21 protein-coding genes and 1 pseudogene are annotated in these 20218 nt (G+C 61.8%); 14 read left to right on the top strand and 8 right to left on the bottom strand.

Translation table 11 applies throughout. The features are described from left to right. Positions 1–63 precede the first annotated feature (63 nt). Both AC0L39_RS00645 and msrB read left to right on the top strand, forming a co-directional pair. Positions 64–1398, top strand: a complete 1335-nt coding sequence (locus tag AC0L39_RS00645) for a cytochrome P450 (RefSeq protein WP_473259890.1) — start codon at positions 64–66, stop codon at positions 1396–1398. A 94-nt stretch (positions 1399–1492) separates the two neighbouring features. After that, positions 1493–1993, top strand: a complete 501-nt coding sequence (gene msrB, locus AC0L39_RS00640) for a peptide-methionine (R)-S-oxide reductase MsrB (protein WP_473259889.1) — start codon at positions 1493–1495, stop codon at positions 1991–1993. A 21-nt stretch (positions 1994–2014) separates the two neighbouring features. On the opposite strand, the gene AC0L39_RS00635 is transcribed toward msrB, so the two are convergent. The 4 genes and pseudogenes from AC0L39_RS00635 to AC0L39_RS00620 all read right to left on the bottom strand — a co-directional run bounded on the left by AC0L39_RS00635 (position 2015) and on the right by AC0L39_RS00620 (position 6634). Then, positions 2015–3817, bottom strand: a complete 1803-nt coding sequence (locus AC0L39_RS00635; protein WP_473259888.1) for a hypothetical protein — start codon at positions 3815–3817, stop codon at positions 2015–2017. Next, entirely contained in the window at positions 3772–4263 is a 492-nt protein-coding gene (locus tag AC0L39_RS00630) for a GtrA family protein (protein WP_473259887.1), read from the bottom strand. Before AC0L39_RS00630 ends, AC0L39_RS00635 begins: the two co-directional genes overlap by 46 nt. A gap of 26 nt (positions 4264–4289) precedes the next feature. Beyond that, positions 4290–5904, bottom strand: a pseudogene (locus AC0L39_RS00625) (NAD(P)/FAD-dependent oxidoreductase). A gap of 103 nt (positions 5905–6007) precedes the next feature. After that, on the bottom strand, positions 6008–6634 hold the full coding sequence (locus tag AC0L39_RS00620; protein ID WP_473259885.1) for a PilZ domain-containing protein: 627 nt from the start codon (positions 6632–6634) through the stop codon (positions 6008–6010). 504 nt (positions 6635–7138) lie between these two features. Between AC0L39_RS00620 and AC0L39_RS00615 the strand changes: the two genes are divergently transcribed. The 9 genes from AC0L39_RS00615 (at position 7139) to AC0L39_RS00575 (ending at position 15731) form a co-directional block, all read left to right on the top strand. Next, on the top strand, positions 7139–7813 hold the full coding sequence (locus tag AC0L39_RS00615) for an integrase arm-type DNA-binding domain-containing protein (RefSeq protein WP_473259883.1): 675 nt from the start codon (positions 7139–7141) through the stop codon (positions 7811–7813). Then, entirely contained in the window at positions 7813–8310 is a 498-nt protein-coding gene (locus AC0L39_RS00610; protein ID WP_473259881.1) for a tyrosine-type recombinase/integrase, read from the top strand. The genes AC0L39_RS00615 and AC0L39_RS00610 overlap by 1 nt, the downstream gene beginning before the upstream one ends. 129 nt (positions 8311–8439) lie before the next feature. Continuing rightward, positions 8440–9591, top strand: coding sequence for a hypothetical protein (locus AC0L39_RS00605; protein ID WP_473259879.1), 1152 nt, complete (start codon positions 8440–8442; stop codon positions 9589–9591). A gap of 16 nt (positions 9592–9607) precedes the next feature. Next, positions 9608–11107 carry a hypothetical protein gene (locus AC0L39_RS00600; protein WP_473259878.1) on the top strand — a complete coding sequence of 500 codons (1500 nt, stop codon included), beginning with the start codon at positions 9608–9610 and terminating at the stop codon, positions 11105–11107. Positions 11108–11232: 125 nt separating this feature from the next. Continuing rightward, complete coding sequence (locus AC0L39_RS00595) at positions 11233–11478, top strand: helix-turn-helix transcriptional regulator (protein WP_473259876.1); 246 nt, start codon at positions 11233–11235, stop codon at positions 11476–11478. A 228-nt stretch (positions 11479–11706) separates the two neighbouring features. Continuing rightward, on the top strand, positions 11707–11952 hold the full coding sequence (locus AC0L39_RS00590; protein ID WP_473259874.1) for a helix-turn-helix domain-containing protein: 246 nt from the start codon (positions 11707–11709) through the stop codon (positions 11950–11952). Next, the gene (locus AC0L39_RS00585) at positions 11945–14014 is read left to right on the top strand and encodes a VapE domain-containing protein (protein ID WP_473259873.1); all 2070 of its coding nucleotides are present in this window, start codon (positions 11945–11947) and stop codon (positions 14012–14014) included. Before AC0L39_RS00590 ends, AC0L39_RS00585 begins: the two co-directional genes overlap by 8 nt. Positions 14015–14548: 534 nt before the next feature. After that, a complete protein-coding gene (locus tag AC0L39_RS00580) occupies positions 14549–15091 on the top strand; it encodes a hypothetical protein (RefSeq protein ID WP_473259872.1) in 543 nt (180 codons plus the stop codon). A 4-nt stretch (positions 15092–15095) separates the two neighbouring features. Beyond that, a complete protein-coding gene (locus tag AC0L39_RS00575; RefSeq protein WP_473259871.1) occupies positions 15096–15731 on the top strand; it encodes a hypothetical protein in 636 nt (211 codons plus the stop codon). A 360-nt stretch (positions 15732–16091) separates the two neighbouring features. Here AC0L39_RS00575 and AC0L39_RS00570 read toward each other — a convergent pair whose 3' ends face one another. After that, positions 16092–16268 (bottom strand): hypothetical protein, encoded by a 177-nt coding sequence (locus AC0L39_RS00570; protein ID WP_473259869.1) that lies wholly within the window; start codon positions 16266–16268, stop codon positions 16092–16094. A gap of 277 nt (positions 16269–16545) precedes the next feature. Here AC0L39_RS00570 and AC0L39_RS00565 point away from each other — a divergent pair, with 277 nt between their 5' ends. Further along, the gene (locus AC0L39_RS00565; protein ID WP_473259867.1) at positions 16546–17052 is read left to right on the top strand and encodes a hypothetical protein; all 507 of its coding nucleotides are present in this window, start codon (positions 16546–16548) and stop codon (positions 17050–17052) included. A 1-nt stretch (position 17053) separates the two neighbouring features. Then, positions 17054–17572, top strand: a complete 519-nt coding sequence (locus AC0L39_RS00560; RefSeq protein ID WP_473259865.1) for a hypothetical protein — start codon at positions 17054–17056, stop codon at positions 17570–17572. 12 nt (positions 17573–17584) lie between these two features. Here the strand turns inward: AC0L39_RS00560 and AC0L39_RS00555 are convergent, their stop codons facing one another. From AC0L39_RS00555 to AC0L39_RS00545, 3 genes are read right to left on the bottom strand one after another with little or no spacing between them, the layout of a single operon-like run. Continuing rightward, a complete protein-coding gene (locus tag AC0L39_RS00555; RefSeq protein ID WP_473259863.1) occupies positions 17585–17899 on the bottom strand; it encodes a DNA cytosine methyltransferase in 315 nt (104 codons plus the stop codon). Then, positions 17821–18573: a DNA cytosine methyltransferase gene (locus AC0L39_RS00550; RefSeq protein WP_473262452.1), complete on the bottom strand. Its 753-nt coding sequence runs from the start codon at positions 18571–18573 to the stop codon at positions 17821–17823. Before AC0L39_RS00550 ends, AC0L39_RS00555 begins: the two co-directional genes overlap by 79 nt. Further along, positions 18476–18805 carry a DNA cytosine methyltransferase gene (locus AC0L39_RS00545; protein WP_473259861.1) on the bottom strand — a complete coding sequence of 110 codons (330 nt, stop codon included), beginning with the start codon at positions 18803–18805 and terminating at the stop codon, positions 18476–18478. The genes AC0L39_RS00550 and AC0L39_RS00545 overlap by 98 nt, the downstream gene beginning before the upstream one ends. Positions 18806–18976: 171 nt before the next feature. Here AC0L39_RS00545 and AC0L39_RS00540 point away from each other — a divergent pair, with 171 nt between their 5' ends. Beyond that, positions 18977–20218, top strand: a complete 1242-nt coding sequence (locus AC0L39_RS00540) for a hypothetical protein (protein WP_473259859.1) — start codon at positions 18977–18979, stop codon at positions 20216–20218.

The raw sequence follows: 20218 nt of genomic DNA, 5'->3' as shown, positions 1-20218 counted from the left end.
GTGTCAGTTACGGCAGGATGCGACTCATCGATGAGGTAAGAGCCGGTCGTATGGGAGAGAGACATGGCCACGATGGCACCGGAGCGTCCGCAAGTTCACAGCTCGCCAACCGCCTATGAGGCGTTGAAGGCGCATTACGAAGAGCATCCCGAAGAGCGCCCGAGCCACCCGCACAAATGGGACGTGAGCCGGTCGGACATCTATTACGAAGACCGCTGGCAGCCGATCTTCAAGGAAATGCAGGATGCAGGCCCGCTGCATTACATCCCCGAAAGCCCTTACGGCCCGTATTGGGCGGTTGTCGGCCACAAGGCGATCCAGCATATCGAGGCATTGCCCGATGTCTTCTCCTCCAGCTGGGAATATGGCGGCATAACGATCCTCGAACGCCGCGAGGATGAGAGCGAGGCCGAGAGCGGGGCCACGCGCGAACTCCCCATGTTTATCGCGATGGACCGGCCCCAGCACACCGGCCAGCGCCGCACGGTTGCTCCCAAATTCACGCCCAGCGCCATGGCCGACATGGAGCCGGAAATTCGCGCGCGAACCGGCGAGCTGCTTGACACCTTGCCTCGCGGCGAAGTGTTCGACTGGGTCGATACCGTTTCGATCGAGCTGACCACCGGCATGCTCGCGATCCTGTTCGGCTTCCCTTGGGAAGACCGCCGCATGCTTACGTTCTGGTCGGACTGGTCGGGCGATACCGAGCTTGCCGGCGTGCCGGAACTCGATGACATGCGCTGGGGTTTCCTGCGCGAAATGGGTGCCTATTTCCAGTCGCTCTGGATCGAGCGCACGAAGGACAAGGAGCCGGGCAACGATCTCATCTCGATGATGATCCATTCGCCCGCGATGAACCAGATGCGGCCCGAAGAATTCATCGGCAATCTGGTGCTGCTGATCGTCGGCGGAAACGACACCACCCGCAACACGATGAGCGGGATCATCCACTCGCTCGACAAGTTTCCGGACCAGCGCAAACTGTTGGAGGACCAGCCCGAACTTATCCCCAATGCTGTGCAGGAATGCCTGCGGTACCAGACCCCGCTCGCCCATATGCGCCGGACCTGCACAGAGGACACCGAGGTCTTCGGTCAGACCATCAAGAAGGGCGACAAGGTCGTCCTGTGGTATCTCGGCGCAAACCGCGAAGAGAGCGTGTTCGAAGACCCGCACAAACTTGATATCACCCGCGAGAATGCGCGGCGCCACATTGCGTTCGGCTATGGCATTCACCGGTGCGTCGGCGCCCGCCTCGCAGAATTGCAGCTGCGCGTCCTGCTTGAAGAAATGCACAAGCGCCGGATGCGGGTGCACGTGGCAGGCGATGTGGAACGGGTACGTGCCAACTTCGTACACGGCTTCCGCAAGCTCGAGGTCGAGATTACCGAATTCTAGGCCTCCGGGAAATTTTTGCGAACTGAAACCTTTTGCGCATTTGCACCGCAAATAGAGGTAAGAAACCCTTCTATTTGCACCGGAATTGCAAGCCATGACGTTCGAGAAAACCAACCGCCGCCGCTTCATTGCCGCCGCCGCGATCACTGCGAGTATACCGGTCCTGGCGAGCTGCGGAGCCACGCCCGCGCAGGCGCGCAAGGACTTCCGCATCAGCAAGACCAATGCCCAGTGGCGACGCGAATTGACCAGCGGAGAGTACCGGATCCTGCGCGAGGCCGGGACCGAACGCGCCTTCACTTCGCCGCTCAACGACGAAAAGCGCAAAGGCGTCTACAATTGCGCAGGCTGCGGGAACGCGCTTTATTCCTCGGCGCATAAATATGAAAGCGGCACCGGGTGGCCCGCCTTTACCAAGGCGATCGGCAAGGGCGCCGTCGGCACGTCTACCGATTACAAGATCGGCTATCCGCGCACCGAGGTCCACTGCGCCGATTGCGGCGGGCATTTGGGCCATATCTTTGGCGATGGACCGCGCCCGACCGGCAAACGTCACTGCATCAACGGTCTCGCGATGGACTTCGTCCCGGCATAAGCGCCGGATTGCCGGTCCCGTTTATTGCGGCCTGACCTTCCAGACCTTGAGGCCGCTATCGCTTTCGATCGTTACCGGCTCAAGCCATGCTGGAGGCGCCTCGCTCAGCAAGCTGGCGGCGAACCCTTCCGGCGCGATGCGAGCATAATTGCGCACTTCGCTGAGGGTAGGGCAGATCATCACATAGGATGTTCCGCGCGCCGCGAGACTCTCGCGCGCCTCCTCCGATGAACCGATGGCTGTTTCGATCAAAATCTTCATCGCCGCATCGCCCCTGTGATGCCCGGTCGCAGTCACGCTGTGACCGGTCGCGAGCAGGATGTCCGGGGCGATGTCCATCGGGGCGTAGAATTCGCCTTTTTCGAGCGCGCCGAGCTGGTCCGTAACCTTGCCGACCTCGCACGAGGAGGCGCGTTTGGCAGGTGCGGTCGTTGTCGGTGCAACGCGCGCGCCGCCGAAAGCGGCCTGAGCGGGTATCGCGTTGGCCAGCAGCATCATCGGAAGCGCGGGAAGCAGCGCGCAGGCCACGGCGACCATCGCTGCCATACGCGGCGCGGGCCGCTTCATCGAGCGGATCGAACGCAGCCATGATCGCACCTGCCAAGCCAGCGGCGGTGCGGCAAGCACGCAGGCAACCGCTCCAGCGCGCGCGACCAGCAGCGCGATCACGAGTGCTGCGCCCAGGATCAGCGCATAGTCGAACCAGAACCGGCGCAGCCAATCGCGCGACTGGCTGGCGAGGTTGAAGGCCGCAATCAATCCGATCAGCGGAGTGACGGCATATTGCAGCGCAGTCAGGATGGACTGACGCCAGATCGGCATCCCCTCGACGACATTCGAGTGCCAGTACCGAGAGACGACCGGGTCGAGATCGGCAAAGCCTCCGCCTGCACATTGCGGCGCTCCGGCAAACAGCATGGCGAGCGCTCCGCCGCCTGCAACCGCAAAGCCTACAAATACGATTCCGCGCGGAAGTGGCTCCATTTTGGCGAGCATCGTCAGGACAAGTGCGCCCCAGGCGAACATGGCAAGGTGCAGCGGGCTGACGGCGTCGCAATAGCTGGCCACGTCACCGATCCCCCGCGTCAGCACGAACAGTCCGGCGGAGACGAGCGCAAAGGACTGGATGGCGCTAACCAGCCAGAACCGCTCACCTCGCTCCTTGAGCCAGCGCCATGCCAGCACCGCGAAGATCGCAGCAGCAAGCGGCAACCCTTCCATCGAAATTGACAGCCAGACCGCCAGCGAAGCGCCAACGACGACGCCGCCCATCCGGGTCGAGCGTGCCATGAGCCCGTTCACCGCCGCGAGCGCACAAACGATCTGCCAGCCATGATGGTCGATCCGCATCGGGCTCAATTGAAACAGGACCGGGACCGAAATCGCGAGGATCAGCGACGTGAGCGTCGCTTCCTCGTCGCCGAGCAGCTTCCACGAAATACGCGCCGCCAGAAGCATTGCCAGACCGAGTGTGACGAGCGGCACGATCACGAGCGCCGCTGTTTCCGCAGCAGCCGAGCCGATCATCGGGGTCAGTGGCGCGATGATCAGCAGGAGCGGGATGTCCACCAGCCGCGACCAATGCATCGCCACGCCGCCGCCAGCCGCATCGATGCGGTACTGTGTCACATCGAACCAGCTCTGACCCGCAATCAGGTCGCGGACCTGGACCAGCCTCAGGATATCGTCGGGATCGGGGAAACGCCCGGCTGCGATCGCGCTGAAGTGGATGATCAGCATCAACGCGCAGACGAGCGCCCATGCGATCCCTACCCGGATCAGAAATTCGAGCGGCAGTGCGCTCCGGCGGCGTTCGACCAACATAGCGTCACCCCTCCTGTGCCGTTTCGGTGAGCGAGCCGGAAAACGATGCGCGCCCGGATCAGCCAGGTCGCAGTGAAGCTGACAGCGATTGCGACGAGTTTGGCAAGGCGCGGATCACCGCCGCCATAAGTGGCAAGGCCGACGATTGCGGTGGTCAGCCCGAGGCCGACGAGCGCGGAAATCACGAACAGCGCCTTTTGCCGGGTGCGGGCGACCCCGCCTGCGGCAACACTGTCCTGGAAGACAGCGCGGCTCGACATCAGCCAATGCGCGAGGATTCCGAGCGAATACCCCACCGCAGAAGCCGGGGCCGCTGCAGTGCCGACTGCCAGCAGCGCGAGAAAGGCGCCGACATCAACCGCCAGCGCCCCGACGCTTGCCAGAACGTAGCGCACAAAGCGGACGTCGCGCAGCTTGGCAATCAAGGTGCTGATCATCTGCGACATGCGTTGCGGTCTCCCCGTTGCTGTCCTTAGGCCGACTTGCGCTTTGGCTCGTCAGCGTCCGCGGCAATGCGTTCAGGCACTCCGCGCAAGGATGTGAGTGCGGCCACTTGATCATCGCTCAGCGGCCTGGTTTCCGGCTGCGCATCGCGCGCCGCGATCGACACCTCGGCGCCCTCGTCGCCCGCTTCGTGATATTCGGCGTCCTCGTTGACGCACCACGTATCGTAGACGCGCTCGCCGGCGAGGATGTTCTCGACCGTCAGCATCGCCGTCATCATTGCGTGATCCTGGTTGTTGTATCGGTGCATGCCATTGCGCCCGACAAGGTGGAGCGACGGGTGCTTTTCTTCCAGTTCGATGCGCATCGCATCAACATTGGCTTCGTATTCGTCGTCATAGACCGGATAGGCTTTTTCCTGACGCACCACCGTTCCGCCGACGACTTTGCTCGGGTCGCACAGGCCGAGAATTTCCATCTCGCGCGTCGCCTGTTTGACCAGCTCGTCGTCAGAGGCGGACCACAGCCCGTCGCCCTCGAAACAGAAATATTCGAGCCCGACGCAGGCCATGTCTTCGTGCGGCACCATTTCGGGCGACCAGCTGCGGAAGTTCTGAACCCGGCTAGACCTGTACGCGATCATCGTGGATGTAGATCCAGTTGTCCGGGAAAAGGTCCTCGGATTTGACCATCAGCGCCACGGTGAGGAAATCGCGGTATTTGAGCTCGCTCGCCTGGAGCGTGCTCTCGGGCAATGGGTGAAGACGTTTGGCGAGTTCGCGCATGGGAGCGGAGCTGATCGCATCCCTGGCGCGGATCTGCACTTTGCCGTCGGGTCCGGCAGCCGTCATCGTCCAGCCAGAGCCGTCGCTCGCCAACCGGTCGAGCGCGTGGCCCATCAAGACCGTGCCCTTGCCGCTAGCGATGATCTGATCGCGTGCGGCATCCCACATCATGCCCGGGCCAAGCCGCGGATAGCGGAATGTCTCGAGCAGGGTTTTGACCTCCTGCCCGTCATTGGGTTTCTTGTTGAGGCCAAGCGAGCGCTTGATGCCATCGGTCACGGCATTCCACAGCGACAGCCCCTTGATCCGCTGCGCCGCCCAGTCCGCGCTCATCTCATCGCACGGCATCCCCCACACCTTCTCGGTGTAGGTCTTGAAGAAGATCGAATAGAGCTTCTTGCCGAACTGGTTGGTGGTCCAGTCCTCGAAGCTTCTCACGTCCTTGATCGGGAACAGCTTGTAGCGAAGATAGCTGACCATGCAGGCGGTCGAGCGCAGGATGCCGAGATTGCCGAGCGCTTCGAAGGCGCGCAGCGGGTAGGAGTAGAACTTGCCCTCGTAATAGATGCGGCTCATGCGAGGGCGCTGGATGAAATCGTCGGGCAGGATCTCGTTCCAGAGATCGACGACCTGCTGAGATTTCGAAAAGAACCGGTGGCCGCCAATGTCGAAACGATAGCCCTCGTGTTCGACCGTGCGGCTGATGCCGCCGACATAGGTGCTGTCTTTCTCGATGATCGCGACGGACTTGCCTTGCTTGGCGAGCAGATATCCGGCGGTCAGGCCGGCAGGGCCTGCTCCGATAATGGCAACATCGACGTCGAGTATTCCAGGCTGCTTTGCGCCAACCAAAGTCATTAACGGCCCCCGTTATGCGCGCCAGGTTCCTGATCCCGGCTTCCACGCGGATACCGGAGTGAAGGAAAATGGTTAGCGACCGGTAAACGGGGACATTTAACGCTCAAGCATTCAACAAAGCCGGGGCCTGGAGCTGGACGAGCAGGCGGGCGAAGTCTCCCAGAGTGAACGTGTCATCGAACACGACACCGTACGAGGAATCGCGCCGCCATCGAACCTTTGCCGAGATGTCCTTGAGGCCCTTTGCTCGCAGCCTGATCGTCTGGTCCGTCGAGAACAACCCGCTGCATTGAAGGCGTGCGCCCTGCTGGGACAGGTTTTCCGCGATGCACTCGCAGGTCGATGTGCGTGTGCTTGCCTCGACAGGAAAGCACACTCCAAAGCGCAGCCCTCGCTTCGGGTATTCTCCGGCCTCGCTGATGAGTTTTTCGATTTCGATCCTGCTGACGAATTCGAAGCCGGCCTCGTTGCCGCGTTCCCAGACAGGGCGGACCTGATAGGTGTGACCGCCCGGCATTTGCAGCTCGAGGAGATCGCCGTGCGGCAAGGCATGGAAGAGCCGGACGCTGATGCCGGTTTCCGACACATCGCGGATGACGCAGACAAATTCGCCCTGCGGTCCGATCAGCTTCGCCGCCCGGATGAGCAGGGTAAAGCGCTCGGCACCGCGCATCTCGGACGGTCCGGCGGCATCGGCATCCACACGCGGAGAAATCGCTGCTTTATTCATATCGATGTTCCTGCCCCTTGTGCGCTCACTCTATGCCCCACGGGGTGTAGCCTGACCTTACGCCGTGCACCGCGGAACTACTGAAATCCGGATTAAGCGAGCGATAATGCTTGGGGTCAGGTCGCGCGCCATTTGCCAGCCTGGAACAACACGCAGCGCACTCCCCCTTCGCTAATGCGCGGGAGTTCGGGCCCTGATCCATCCCCCGGATGAATTCGTGTAGTTGTGCACCCCTTCGCTCGCGCTCGGGAGTTTCAACCCTAATCCATCCACCGGATGGATTCGTGTAGTTGAAACTGGTGCGGGTGGCGGGACTCGAACCCGCACGATCAAAGATCAGGGGATTTTAAGTAGCTCGGCGGGCCATATCTGGCGACCTATTGCCGCCTAATCAGGGTCCGCGCGCTAAGGAAAACACGACATCATCACCTCATCCGATGCCCCGAGACCTACCGGGGCATCACCGAAACCGGGCCTGAGACTGGGCCTAGAAGGATGAGGCAGATGACCACCAGACTGACCCAAGCCGCGGTGTCGCGGCTCAATGAGGAGTGCCAGCCGGGCGCGCAGCTCTACGACAGCGAGGCGAAGGGCCTCAGGCTCGTCGTCGGCAAGAAGGGCACCTCTTACAAGCACGTCGGGCGGATCAACGACGGCACCGACCGGTACGTGACCGTTACCATCGGCAGGACCGACGAGGTCTCGCTCAGAGCAGCCAGGGAACGCTCGGCGGAGCTCAGGCTGGCATTGCGGCGTGGCGAGGACCCGAGGCGGCCTAAGGTCAAGGTGCCGACCATCGAACAGGCCATGGAGCGCTACTTGGCTGGCAGGCCGGACCTCAGCGCCGAGACCGTCCGCTGGTATCGCAAGAAGGTCGAGGTGCCGCTGGCGCCGCTGCGCAAGCTGCCCGTCGACCGCATCGACCGCGAGACGGTCCGTACCCTGCACGAGAGGATCACCCGGAAGGCGGGGCCGTACGGCGCTAACGGCGCCATGCGGGTGCTCAAGCTGTTGCTGAACGACGTGGCACGGACCCATGACCTCGACCCCAACCCCGTCTCGCGCGGCGTCCGCATGAACAAGGAGGAGCCGCGCGACTGGGCGGTGGGTCCGCAAGAGATGCCGCTCTTGTGGCGGCGGCTTGACAACATGGAGGACAGGGTCCGGCCTGGCTGCTGATGCTCACCACGGGACTGCGCTCGACCAACGCGAGGTCGGCGCGGTGGGAGCACCTAGAGGACAACGGCGTGCTGTTCGTGCCCAAGGCGAAGTCTGGTCGCAGCTTCCGCCTACCACTCCCCCGTCTCGTCATCCAGGAGCTCGGCGAGGTGAAGGAACTGACAGCACCGCTGGAGAGCCCGCAAATCTTTCCGTCGTCAGGATCGAAGTCGGGCTACATCGAGAGGATGGCGCGGACCAAGGAGTTCCCCTTCGCGCCGCACCAGATGCGCCACACGTACCGGACCCACGCGCTGGAGGCTGGCATCGACTTCCAGTCGGTCACGATGCTGATGGATCACGCGAACACGCACGTCTCGTTCAACTACGTGACCCGCGCCCACCTGACTGGCCATCTGCGCGAGTGCCAGGAGCGGGTCTGTGAGCGCTTGCTTAGTTATCGCAACGCGGATGCCTTCGAGGCCAGAAGCCGCTCAGCCCAAAACCAAGGGCAGTGATTCAATTGCCGCGAAGGACTAACTTAGCTAACGTTTCAGAAATCTAGCTAGTTCAAATCGAAGATATAGTAAGTAGCCGCGTTGGCACGAACAAGGCTTGCGGTTCATCCATCGCCCAAAGGATTTAATGTGAGCGGTCTAGTTCAAGAACGAAAAACAGGGTTGCTTTCACCACTCGCTCCCGAAGCAGATGGTGGTCGCCTTTTTTACATTGATTGGGATGGCGAAATCCACTTCCCGAAACGCAGCTACGCACCTTTCTTTGGCCCCGAGCTAGCCGGATATGTTCTAGTTGACCCCTACTATTTTGATTTTTCGACTGAAGAGTTGCTGTCTCAAGACCGCATTTTTCATAATCTCAGCGGCAGGTGCGGAATTCAAGCGCTACAAGGCAAGCCACACTGGATCCAAATCATCAAACGTCGCGGCTCGCTATTCGACGAGATTCAGGAAGTCCTCGACAAGTCTCTCCGGATAGCTGCAAAACGATTCGTCTATCGGGACATCAGATATGGTGACGAGGCATTCGAGCGAGATGTGCTTAGCGAGCTAGGCGAACGCCTAACTGCACTTGTCCCCTACAAGCTAGTCAGCATTTCGATTTCAGCGTCTAGTGACGTCGACGTCGACACTTCATTTGAAGCGGCGGATAAAGAGCCGTTGATTGATCAAACGTTGGAGCCAGTCCGTAGGCTAGAAGAGGAGCAGGAAGAGCGCGAGATGGGGCGTAAGTTGCGTTCAATGAAGCGAGAATCTCAATTTCGGCTAGCTGAAAAACAGATTGCGCGCGCCGAGAAGCGCGCCCAGATCGAGATGGATGCAAATGAGCAAGCACTTCTTGCGAATATCTCTCATGGCGAAAACGTCACCAAGATTGGCTATGCCAAACGCGAATTTGATCTAAGCGAAGCTCTGGAAGAAAGTCGCCTCCAGCTCGATTTGAAGAAAGAACATCTATCGGCTCTGAACCTCATTCTCATAGACGATCGAAAGCGAGATTCATTCGTTCGACATCTTAAGGCGCTCAAAGATGGCAATATAGAAATGCGCGACGTCTTGCTTGCGGAAGACCGTGAGCTTTTTGTCGAGCTCGAGAGAATCACCGCTGAGATAGAGAAGGCAAAAATCCGACAGGATGGCAAACTACAACGGGCCGAAGGAGGCCGCGACGCACTTTACCATTCTATCGCCGCATACACGGGCAACATTTCACGGATTCATGTGAATCACGTCGAAGACCGCTTGGATGGTGACGAGGCTAACGACGGCGTCGAAGAATAGACCTCCAAAACGTTAGATGCCCACGCTCAAATCGCTCCAACTTGAATGTACCCGGGCATACAGTGACGTGCGCAAAGCCAGCGATGCTGGGTCTATGCGCGAGGTTGCAGTTTGCGGGAGAGTGCTCGTTGAAGCGGTTCTTGCCGTACTCTCTGAACAGCATGGGATAGAAAAGCGAAAAACAGAGGGAAATGCGGCTTTTGGTAAACGGCTCAAAAGGCGTGGTCACTTAAATGCCGAACAGACTGCTTCTTTGGAATGGCTAGCAAATCTCGGGAATCGAGCAGCCCACGATACTGGAAGCAAATCGGACTTTTCGCTTGGCCAACATCAGCGACATGTAGATCAACTGATTTCTGTCTTCACCGGAAGGAATGGCCCAAAATTCGAAAGCAAAGCTGTGGCCATTAGATCTGGAGACAGCAAGGAAGGATCTCGCACCACGATCACTCATCCTCCGGTGCGCAAGGCAGACAAACAAGCAGACGGTGGTCGCGGGTTCTGTCTGCTCACGCTGGGCCTACTCCTCCTGATTGCAGTTGGCGCTGGGATCGCATGGTTGATTCCCAAGCCTGTGGAACAATTACCGGTTGAAAGTGCATTCCTTAGGGAGGCGATGAATGGCGGCAAGCCTGTACCAGCACTAATCGGTGCTGATCCCAATGACGCAGAAGAATCAGTGGTTAAAGAGGGCACCATAATCCTCGCCAACCAGTCATTCGAAAAAGACGAAGAAACTTGGTTTGGTGGGCCGATTCAAGACGAGACCGAGTTTCGCGGAGACGACCAAGTTGCTTGGATAAACTCTAAATTCCTAAACCCAAAAGAACCCGAATTCGGAGAAATCGCTTTCGTGAAACTCCGTTCAGGTTCGGTCGCGAATGTGAGTTATCTCGAAACCAAGCGCAGGACCCTAGTAAGTGGAGGGGCGTCGGCTTATGCAATTAGGGTGGAGTTCAAGTTTGCCAGCCCAGACCAACAAGCTCTGCAAGTTACGCAGACTGGCGGAAGCAAGACCTCAGTTATCTGTAGTCAAGAAATCTCAGAAATCTCCGGCTTCGTGTTTTGTCCAATCGACATAGAAGACCCAGGAAGATTCAGATTCTCGGCGAAGATAGCTGATACGAGACTCAATCTATCCGACAGCATTTTGGTTGTCTCAAGCTTTTCTGGGGAGAGCAGGTCAGCACGGCGAAATCGGCAGGAAACAGATCCTTCGTTCAGTTGCGAAGGAACCCTAAGTCGTATGAAAGCTCTCATCTGCTTCGACCCAACCCTCGCTTCCATCGAGCGAGAATTCAAAGAAGCTTATGATCTTAGCAAATACTACGATCTTACCGAGCAGAACCGCGACAGAGTGGAAAGCGCTGACGAATATTTCTATAATGCCATCTATGCGTGCGACGACGAGTTCGATGAACGCGCCTGCGTGATCAGGGAGATGCGCGAAGATATTAATCGCGTAAGGTTCTACATGGCGAACCCAGAAACGACGATCTACTATTTCGAACCTTGAACGTTTGCCTTTCTCGTTCATCCAGATGCCTCAATCCTACATCTGTCCAAAGCCTCATAATGGTCTTCGCAGTCCTGACGGCACTCTACGATGCGCTGAAGCGCTAGCAAATTCGGAGCGGTAGGTTGGAACAGATCATTGAGAGACTCGAGCGCATCGAGGGCATGCTGTCCGCAAAGAACCCAGTGGCACGCGAATACCTGAACATTGATGAAGCGGTCGATTTCATCGGAGTGAGCCGCCAGACACTGGACAGGTGGCGCATGGAAGCGACCGGCCCGGCGGTTCACCGTGTGGGGCGACGGGTGCTCTACTCCTTGGCGGACCTTCGCGCCTTCATGGAGACCCATCGTCAAGAGCCTCTACAGTGAGATGATTCGCACGGATTCGCGGAAACCAAGCGAAAAATTGCCCTCTATCTAGCTGATATATCGATGGAATCGTAAATAAGGGCAGACGCGGCGCTTGAAGCGCTGGCATCCTTCACGAACGTCGAGGGCTACGATTGTCTTCGACGAAACGAAAAGGCCCGCCGCGACCTACCGACGCGACGGGCCATGAAGACACAGCTTCGCAACGAGTGAAGGAGCAACCAAGCAATGTCCGAGAAGAACACTGCCGCGACAGAGCGGGTCGGGATACCAGCGTTGCCGGACGGCGACCGCCACCTGACCGCCGCCGAGGTGGCCGAGATGAGCGGACTCAGCGTCCGCACCCTGCGCGACTACCGGTCCACCCGCGGGAGGCGGTTCGGCCCGCCGTTCTACAAGGACGGCAAGCACATCTCATACAGCATGAACGAGGTCTTGGACTGGCTCGACTCGCGGGGGGCGCGTCATGGCTGACCCGACGCTGTTGAGCTCGTTCATGGAGACAGCCGAGACCGAGTTCCCCGATCCGGCGCTGGTGCTGCTGCGCGACAAGAGGCCTTTCAAGAAGGACTGGCCGGAGCTCCGCCCGACGCTTTCCGAGGCACTCGCCCACATCAGCAAGGACCCGGAACGCCACGCGATCGGCATCCAGCCGGCGTCAACCGGTTGCGTCGTACTCGACTGCGACGATGGCGATGGACCCGAAGCCGCCGCCGAACTCGTCCGCGAGCGCCACGGCGACGTGGTCGTCTGCGTCACGCGCTCGACGAGCGGTCGGGCCGACCGCGGGCACGTCTGGGTGCGGTGCAATGACGCCGAAGCAGTCCGCAACTGGAAGTTCAGGCTCGAGGACGAAAGCGGCATCGACACCGAGATCGTTGATGGCGACCTTCGGTCGTCAGGCGGGCAGGTCAGGCTGACCGACGACGCGCTGCGCAAGCTGACCGAGGCCCTGCCGACCATCAATGACTTCAAGTCAGCCAGCGTGGCCGCTTTTCAGCGGATGCGCACGTCTACCACCACAGAGGTCGACGTCGACTTCGACCGCGCTGAGGGTCGCGAGGTCAGCGACGAGGACGTCGCCTTACTAAGAGACCGCCTCGACGGCCCGGAAGGCGCGGGGCCGCGTTACGAGCACCTGTTCCAGGTCGTCGCCGACCTCATGCGCTCGGGCGTGTCATTCGACGCGGCGCATGATCTGCTGTCGGAGCGCGCGCCGCACTGGCTCGACGAGCACGGTGACGACGACGGAAAGTTCGCTGGCGACGAGCTCGAACGCCACATGGGGTTGGCGTGGTCGAAGCTGCCCCCGCACGTGTCGGCTGAGGACGACTTCGATGACGACCTCGAACCGGTCGATGCAAGCACAGCCATTGTCGCCTGCGCTTCCAGCGAGGTCAGGCCGACGTATCATCGCGGGCTAACCATCAAGAGCAATCGGGCAGTCGACGACTACAAGAACGCCAAGGCGGGCGTATTCGGGCAGGGTCTGCGGCCCGCCTACAACGAGCTCAAGCAGTCGGTGTCGTTCGTGGGACCGTTGAACTGGGATGAGAGCTATGGGCGCGATCTCACTGAACCCACAGCTCGCATGGTCCGCGACCTGCTGATCGAGGCGTACCAGGGCGTCGACTTCCAGCCGTCCAAGGAGAACGTGTACGAGGCCATCCTCTCGCTCTCCTACGAGAACAAGTTCCTCCCGGTCATCGACTATCTGGACGGTCTGGAGTGGGACGGCACGTCTCGCTGCCACGAACTGTTCACGCTCGGCTTCCCCTGCGTTGATGACGAGCGCTACCTGCGCGAGTGCGGGGTGCGCTTCATGATCTCGGCCGTCGCGCGCGCGCGGGTGCCGGGCTGCAAGGTCGACACGATGCCCGTCGTCTGTTCGACACAAGGGTCGCTAAAGTCGACCGGGGTGAGGGTGCTGTTCGGCGACGACTGGTCATCCGACGCGGCGATACCAGACCTGAAGTCGAAGGATGCCGCGATGCTGCTCCGCGGCACTTGGTGTTACGAGTACGCGGAGCTCGCAGGCATGGGAAACCAGGACATCTCCACCCTCAAGGCCTTCCTCTCACGCGCCGTCGACACCTACCGCGCACCTTACGGCAAGACCGTCGATGACTACCCCCGCCGCTGCGTGTTCTTCGGCACCGTGAACGAGACCGGCTACCTGCGCGACCCGACGGGCGGTAGACGGTTCTGGCCGATGGAGATGGCCGAGGGATCACGCGTCGACGTCGACTGGATCGCCGCGAACCGCGACCAGCTCTGGGCCGAGGCAGAAGCTCTGTTCGCTGCGGGCAAGCGGTGGTGGCTCGAAGACGAGGCCTGGGACCTGGCGACCGAACGCGCGGCGGCGGAGACGGTAGAGGACCCGTGGGCGGACATGATTCGCGCCCACCTCGTCGATCGGCTTGACGAACCCAACTTCGATGACGAGCCGGCCCCTTCCGAGACGCGGATAGCGACCACCGAGCTGCTGCATGCTGTCGGGTGCGGCGGCGGCAAGGCCAGAGCAGGTCGAGAGTAAGCGGATCAGGAACATCATGGAGCACGACGTCGGCGGCTGGCGCTATCGGAGGGGCCTGCGTGCGGGCGACAAGACCTTTACGGGGTACTATCTGATCGATGCACCGGAGAACGCGGGCTTCTTCGGGCGTTGAACCTCGTTGAACCGCGTTGAACTGAGCGCGTCGCGGCAAGTGGCTGATTTTACTGCATTGTTGTACCTGTTGTATTTGTTGAACTGATTTATAAAGATAACGAGAAAGAGCAGTAGAGGGCACTACACCGTGGCCTGTGCGGCGCACCGGGACAATATAGGCACCGAAGTGCAACAGGTTCAACAAGTAAAACAAGGCAACGAAATCAGATGCTTATTTTCCCGCTAAAAAGTCAACGTTGCACCTGGCCCGATGGGCCGGACACACCCGTGGTTGATGGGAGCCTCTCGCCCCACGAGCAACGCTGGCGGTATCGGTGGCGGAATGCGCGGCATATCCATCCCGAGCGCGCGACCGACCCGACCGGATTCCCCGGCACCGCGCCGAGCAGGAGAGCGAGCATGGGCGCCATGCAGATCAGACCCCCGGCGGACGCCGACGCGCCCAGTCGCTACCACACCCGCGCAGTGATACCCGCCGACGTGGGGGAGCGATTCCTCGCGGCGCTGGAGGAGTTCGGCCAGGTGACCTACGCCGCCAACGTTAGCGGCATGGCCCGGCGCTCGCTCTACGACCGCCGGGGCCGTGACCCCGTCTTCGCCTCGCGGTGGGACGACGCGGTCGAGGCCTTCGAGGAGACTCTCACCCGCCGCGTCATCCAGACGGCGCTCCACATGGGCACCGGTCGTTGGGTGCCCGCGCTGGACGACGAGACCGGCGAGCCCGAGCTCGACGACGACTTCGAGCCGCTGTTCCGCTTCGACTGCTCGAACGTGGACCCGCGGATCGCCGTGAAGCTGATGGCGCTGCGGATGCGCGACCTCAACGCCAGGACGGCCCCGCTCGTGGCCGTGCAGAACAACGTCCATGCCCCGCCGACGAGCGTGGAGAGGGGCGCGCCGATCGACCTGGACGCGCTGCGCGCCGAGGTCGAGGGTGACTAGGATTGTGGTCCTTTTCGAGGACGGCAAGGCGCTCGTGGAGGGGATCGAGGCCGACGCCAACGTCCGACCGATGACGGGCCGCGACCTGCCCTTCCTGACCGAGGAGGCGAGGCTCGCCTCCGCGCGCGCCGCGATGGCGGACGGCGACCGGGAGGGGGCCGAGGTCTACGCCGCGCGCGGCGTGGTCAGCCCGGCCGAGGCGCAGACGCTCCTGACCTTCGTGTCGCCGCCCGACTGGGACCGCTTCGGCGCCTCGCTGTGGGACGAGACGACCGGACAGGTCCACGCCGTGTTCACCTCGGAGACCATGCTCGTCGGGGGCGTGGCGGTGCCGGGCTGCGTGGGCCGACCGTTCGCCGACGAGGCCGCGCGGCTCGGCTGCGCCACCTGGTGCCTGCGGAACGACCTGGACGACATCGCCGAGCGGGTCGCCCGGACACCGGTGGGAGGCTCCGGCCCCCACTGCACCTGGCCGAACGCGGACCTGCCGGAGGTCGAGGAGCCCCCTGTGGCGGTTCCCACCGTGGACGATGAGCAACCCGAGCCGTCACCGCCGGAGGCGCCGCAGGAGTTCGGATCGGACGCCCCGACGAACGTCGTGGACCTGTTCGGGGGCACCTTCCCGCGTCGCGTCGAGTGACCGCGGATCCCCTTCCCCCGAAACGGCCCGATTTGCCCAGCGATAACAGCGCCCTGCGGGGCGCCCGGACCCGAACCCGACGTCGGGCCCGAAACGATGGTCCAGACGCTGGCATAAACGACGGTCGCCCTCGCGGCAGTCATTGGCCATGGACGGAAAGCCCACCCAGCCCTTCGTGACCTGGCTCCAGCGTGTCGGCCCCGTCGCCGACTTCGACGAGCTGCACGGCCACTACCTGCGGACCTACGGACCGGCGCCCATGAGCAGGATGCGGCTGGCCGAGCCGCCTCAAGGACGTGGGCATCACCGTCGACGCGACCGGCACGCTTCAACTTCCCGAGGGGTGGCCGCGGTGACCGATCACCGCAGGCTGCTGGCGGCGGTCTCGGGCGACCCCTCGCCCTCCCCGAGCCGCACCCCGACCTCCCCGCGTCCCTGACCGACCACGCCTGGGCGCCCTACTGGCGGCCCGCCAGCCGTCACGCCTGCGCGCTGCTGCTGGAGCACACCGTGGGCGTGAACGGGTACGAGCCGCACTGTCGGCCTGACCTACGCTAGGATCCTCGAGGTCCTGGCCGAGCTCCGACCGCAGGACCGTACCTCGCCCGCCACGCTCCGCTGGTACGGGGTCCAGATGCGGGCGGGCGACCTGCCCGACGAGCGCGGGCAGTTCTACGAGCGCTCCATGCCCCAGTACCGTCCCCACTCGCGCTTCCACCGCCGTTAGGCCCCGCGGTCAAACGAGGGCTCCGGAATCGGCGCCCCGGCTCGCACGATGCGCGAGGACCACAGACACCAGGAAGGAGATGGACCGATGTTCGAGGCAGCGAGGGAGCTCGTGCTCAGGGACCGCGCGAAGGCGAAGAAGGCGCTGGTCGAGGAGATGGCGCGCGACGAGGCGGACGACCTGGACGCGGAGCTCGACCGGCTCGCCGAGGAGGAGCGCCAGCGCGAGGAGCGTGCGGCTCAGGAGCGCGCCGAGGCCGAAGCTATGGCCGCGGCCTGCGAGGAGCTGCGCGAGGTCCGCACGAGACAGCACCAGCAGGCCAAGAAGTTCGACCGCGCACTGGCACAGGCGAGCGCCGCCTTCGAGGAGCTTGAGATTCTCGCGAACCGGGCGGTGACGCTGGAACGAGCGACCGGTGAGGGCGACGGCGCCCGACCCCTGGTCGTCGGACACGCCCGCACCGGCGCCATCGTCGCGGTCGTGTGGCACGCTGCCCGTCCGCTCGCGAAGCGCCTCAGGCTCTCGGCGGTGCCGGGCAGCCGGCGGAACTTCCGCCCACTGGCCAACCTGTACACCAAGCCGAAGGAGAAGTGACATGACCCTGTTCGAGAAGACCGTGGGCCGGACCCGTGAGCCCCTGCTGGACGCGATCCTGATGGTCCACGACGACGCGCCGAACGCCGAGAAGCGCGGGTGGGGCCTGCTGGCCAAGGCCGCAGAGGACCTTGCGACCGATCAGGCCGACGGTGGCGAGGTTGACCTCCAGCCGCTCGCCGGGGCGCTGGCGGACGCCGCGCGCAGGCGGCGCGAGACGATGGTCTCACGTGTGATGGATGCCGACCCCGCCATGACCCGTGCTGCGGCGGAGCGCGCGGTGGAGGCCACCGACGTGGGCTCGGCGCTCGCCGACATCCTGGACATGGCCGAGCGCATCGAGGCCGCCGCGCCGAGCCTAATCAAGGCCCTGGACGAGCGTCTGGCACAGAAGGCTGCGGAGGACGAGGTCATCGAACGCGCCAAGCGGCTTCAGGTCGAGAAGGCGAAGGCTGGCACACTGGTTTCGCTGGTGCAGGCTATTGAGCTCGCGAAGGCCGAAACCCCCATTCAGCATTAGGCCCGACCTGATTCAGGCCGCTCGGCGCTTCGACGCACTTGCTGAGATGTGCTCAAGAATAGCTCGGCCAATTGCTTGCGCCACTTGGACTGGGACGGCGTTACCGACTTGGACATACTGCTTCATCAAGCTCTCGCCAGCGAACCTGAATTTGTCCGGGAAGCCCTGCAGCCGGGCCGCTTCTCTAACCGAGATGACCCTGTCCTGCGTCGGATGGATGTAGGCGCCCCAGTGAGGATCGCACTTTGTCAGGACCGTCGACGCCAGACCCTGACGATCGAGGCGGCCATACCGTTTAGTGTGGTCCTCGGGTCTCGCGCGCTGCATGCCGGCGGGTAGTAGATCAAACGGGATCGACCGCCAATTCCCCCTTCAGGAACGTGGATGATCCGGCGCATGTTTACCTCTGTGAGGCCGCTGCAGACGTGGTTGAAGACCGTCCGTACGCCTCGCCGCGCCTCCCTCTGATATTCAGAGAAGGCTTTCGAGCCAGAACGCGGCATTGCAAACTCGCCGCCGCCGTTTTCTAGCTCCGGCAGATCTCCAATCGCTTGCCACACGGTAACGAGCCTCTTCTTGGCTGTAATCGGGCGAACGATGTTCGTCCGCGCGTGGATGCGGAAGTTTGGGGACCAGTGAGTGGGTTCCGGAATCAACTCGGTGGCGCGTCCGAGCCTACTCGCTACCACAATCACCCTGCGTCGAACTTGCGGCGCACCGAACTCCTCTGCTGAGAGGGTCGTGTTCGCCACGTCATAGCCCATGGCACGCAGCCGCCCCTCAATTTCCGTCAGTATCGCGCCGCCAGCGATCGATCGGATACCTGGGACGTTCTCCATAACGAGAGTTTTTGGGCGAAGGTCGTCCACAAGCGAGAGGTAGTGCTCAAACAGACGCGCGCGCTCATCCTCGTACCGATCGGTGGTGGTTGTTGTGGCTGAAGGACTGGCACGGCGGGCCACCGACCAGGCAGTCAAGGTCGCCTGGCCGAAAGCCGGCATCATCCAGGATGTCGTCGGCATCGAGGTCGCTGACCTTGCCTTCGAAGAACGACGCCTCAGGGAAGTTATAACGGAAGGTCGACCCCGCGGCCTCATCGAGGTCGTTTCCTGACAGGATCTGCCAACCAGCATCGCGAAAGCCGACACCAAGGCCGCCAGCGCCCGAGAAGAGGTCGACGCAGGTATACTCGCGCTCCAACGCAGATTCCCGAGGGTAGTGTTTGATCGCCATCGTACGAGATTCACTACTTGTTCTCCCTCGGTTGGGGAATCCCCTCTCTGCGCCGAGTCAACGATTTTTTCCCCTGCGTGGCTTTCACGCCGAGTTTCAGCCCCTTGACATCAGAAAAACCTTGCCTATTCTTGCTACATCTTGACTGAGCAAGTTATGAAAGGAAATCCGATGGCCGAGCAGGACGCAGCACTCGAAGAGCTCCCGACCACCGCGAAGCGGACCGTGTATGAGAGGATCGGCACCAAGGAGTGGGTTCTCGAGGAGGTGCAGCTCGACGTGAATAACGAGGTTGCGCTGTGGGCCGACAACCCGCGCCTGCAGACTTCCCTTATGGAAGGCTTCTCTTCGGAGACCGATCTGGAAGAGGCGCTGCGTCTGTCGCCCGGCTACGATGGCCTGCGCAAATCCATTCAGGAGATCGGCCAGATGCAGTCGATCTACGTCAAGCGCACCAGCACAGGAAAGTTCCTCGTCCTCGAAGGCGCCACCCGCGTCACGATCCTCCGTGAGCTGGACCGCAAGTTCAAGAGCGGAAAGAATGAGGGAGTCTTCCGCCAAGTCAACGCGAAGATCCTGCCCCCCGAGTTCTCCGAGCGTGATGTGGCGATCCTGCTTGCGGGCATCCATGTTCGCGGATCGGGTGTCCGCGACTGGGGCCGCTATATTGAGGCGAAGTTCATCTACGAAACGGTCGCCGGTCGTCCCGGCCATCCGCCCCTCATGAATCAGACGACCCTTGCGGAAAACATGGGTAAATCCGAATCTTGGGTCGCACGCCTCAAGAGTGCATACGAGTTCGCCTTGAAGTTCGTCGAGCACGTCGACGATGAGGTCAACCCCCGTAAGCTCGCCGCCGAGAAGTTCAGCGTGCTGGAGGAAATCAGCAAGGCTCGCGTCGTCGGCCCTCAGCTCCGGGACTTTGACAACTCCGCATACGACGAGCTCCGCAGCGACGTTTTCGACATGGTCCGCAATGAGGTCTTCAAGGAATACCGCGACGCTCGTTTCTTGAAAGAATTCCACGAGGACGAGGACGCCTGGGATCAGCTCAAGTCGGGCCAGAAGCACATCGCAAACCAGCTTGCAAAGCAGGTGCAGGACAAGAGCAGCAGCCCTAAGGCGCGCATTGCGAACATCCCGCAGACGGTCCGTCGCGCAATCGAGCGCGGCGACGACACCTTCGACGATGAGGACATCGCGAGCCTTCAGCAGACGATCGACCTCATTGAGGACAAGGTGCACGAGGGCGTCCACCCCTATCGTCTTGCTGTCCGCAAAGCGGCGCGCACCCTCAACAAGGCGAGCAGGGCGGACGTGCAGGATCTCGACCAGAGTGACATCGACGAGCTGCGCGAGGCTTTCGGCTACTTCGAGGGCCTCGTCGGACAGTATGGTCAGGGGGCGTCCTGA

The sequence above is a fragment of the Erythrobacter sp. K21-9 genome (genome assembly GCF_055808355.1).
The sequence above is the reverse complement of the archived record's forward strand: the minus strand, read 5'-3'. Positions and strand labels throughout refer to the sequence as shown.

Excerpts from the sequence above, each read along its gene's own strand:
- AC0L39_RS00615 (WP_473259883.1), top strand. The coding sequence starts at position 7,139 with ATGACCACCAGACTGACCCAAGCCGCGGTGTCGCGGCTCAATGAGGAG.
- AC0L39_RS00600 (WP_473259878.1), top strand. The coding sequence starts at position 9,608 with ATGCCCACGCTCAAATCGCTCCAACTTGAATGTACCCGGGCATACAGT.
- AC0L39_RS00635 (WP_473259888.1), bottom strand. The coding sequence starts at position 3,817 with ATGTTGGTCGAACGCCGCCGGAGCGCACTGCCGCTCGAATTTCTGATC.
- AC0L39_RS00580 (WP_473259872.1), top strand. The coding sequence starts at position 14,549 with ATGGGCGCCATGCAGATCAGACCCCCGGCGGACGCCGACGCGCCCAGT.
- AC0L39_RS00585 (WP_473259873.1), top strand. The coding sequence starts at position 11,945 with ATGGCTGACCCGACGCTGTTGAGCTCGTTCATGGAGACAGCCGAGACC.
- AC0L39_RS00545 (WP_473259861.1), bottom strand. The coding sequence starts at position 18,805 with ATGGCGATCAAACACTACCCTCGGGAATCTGCGTTGGAGCGCGAGTAT.
- AC0L39_RS00610 (WP_473259881.1), top strand. The coding sequence starts at position 7,813 with ATGCTCACCACGGGACTGCGCTCGACCAACGCGAGGTCGGCGCGGTGG.
- AC0L39_RS00590 (WP_473259874.1), top strand. The coding sequence starts at position 11,707 with ATGTCCGAGAAGAACACTGCCGCGACAGAGCGGGTCGGGATACCAGCG.
- AC0L39_RS00555 (WP_473259863.1), bottom strand. The coding sequence starts at position 17,899 with ATGCAGCGCGCGAGACCCGAGGACCACACTAAACGGTATGGCCGCCTC.
- AC0L39_RS00550 (WP_473262452.1), bottom strand. The coding sequence starts at position 18,573 with ATGCCGGCTTTCGGCCAGGCGACCTTGACTGCCTGGTCGGTGGCCCGC.
- AC0L39_RS00620 (WP_473259885.1), bottom strand. The coding sequence starts at position 6,634 with ATGAATAAAGCAGCGATTTCTCCGCGTGTGGATGCCGATGCCGCCGGA.
- AC0L39_RS00630 (WP_473259887.1), bottom strand. The coding sequence starts at position 4,263 with ATGTCGCAGATGATCAGCACCTTGATTGCCAAGCTGCGCGACGTCCGC.
- AC0L39_RS00560 (WP_473259865.1), top strand. The coding sequence starts at position 17,054 with ATGACCCTGTTCGAGAAGACCGTGGGCCGGACCCGTGAGCCCCTGCTG.
- msrB (WP_473259889.1), top strand. The coding sequence starts at position 1,493 with ATGACGTTCGAGAAAACCAACCGCCGCCGCTTCATTGCCGCCGCCGCG.
- AC0L39_RS00645 (WP_473259890.1), top strand. The coding sequence starts at position 64 with ATGGCCACGATGGCACCGGAGCGTCCGCAAGTTCACAGCTCGCCAACC.
- AC0L39_RS00565 (WP_473259867.1), top strand. The coding sequence starts at position 16,546 with ATGTTCGAGGCAGCGAGGGAGCTCGTGCTCAGGGACCGCGCGAAGGCG.
- AC0L39_RS00540 (WP_473259859.1), top strand. The coding sequence starts at position 18,977 with ATGGCCGAGCAGGACGCAGCACTCGAAGAGCTCCCGACCACCGCGAAG.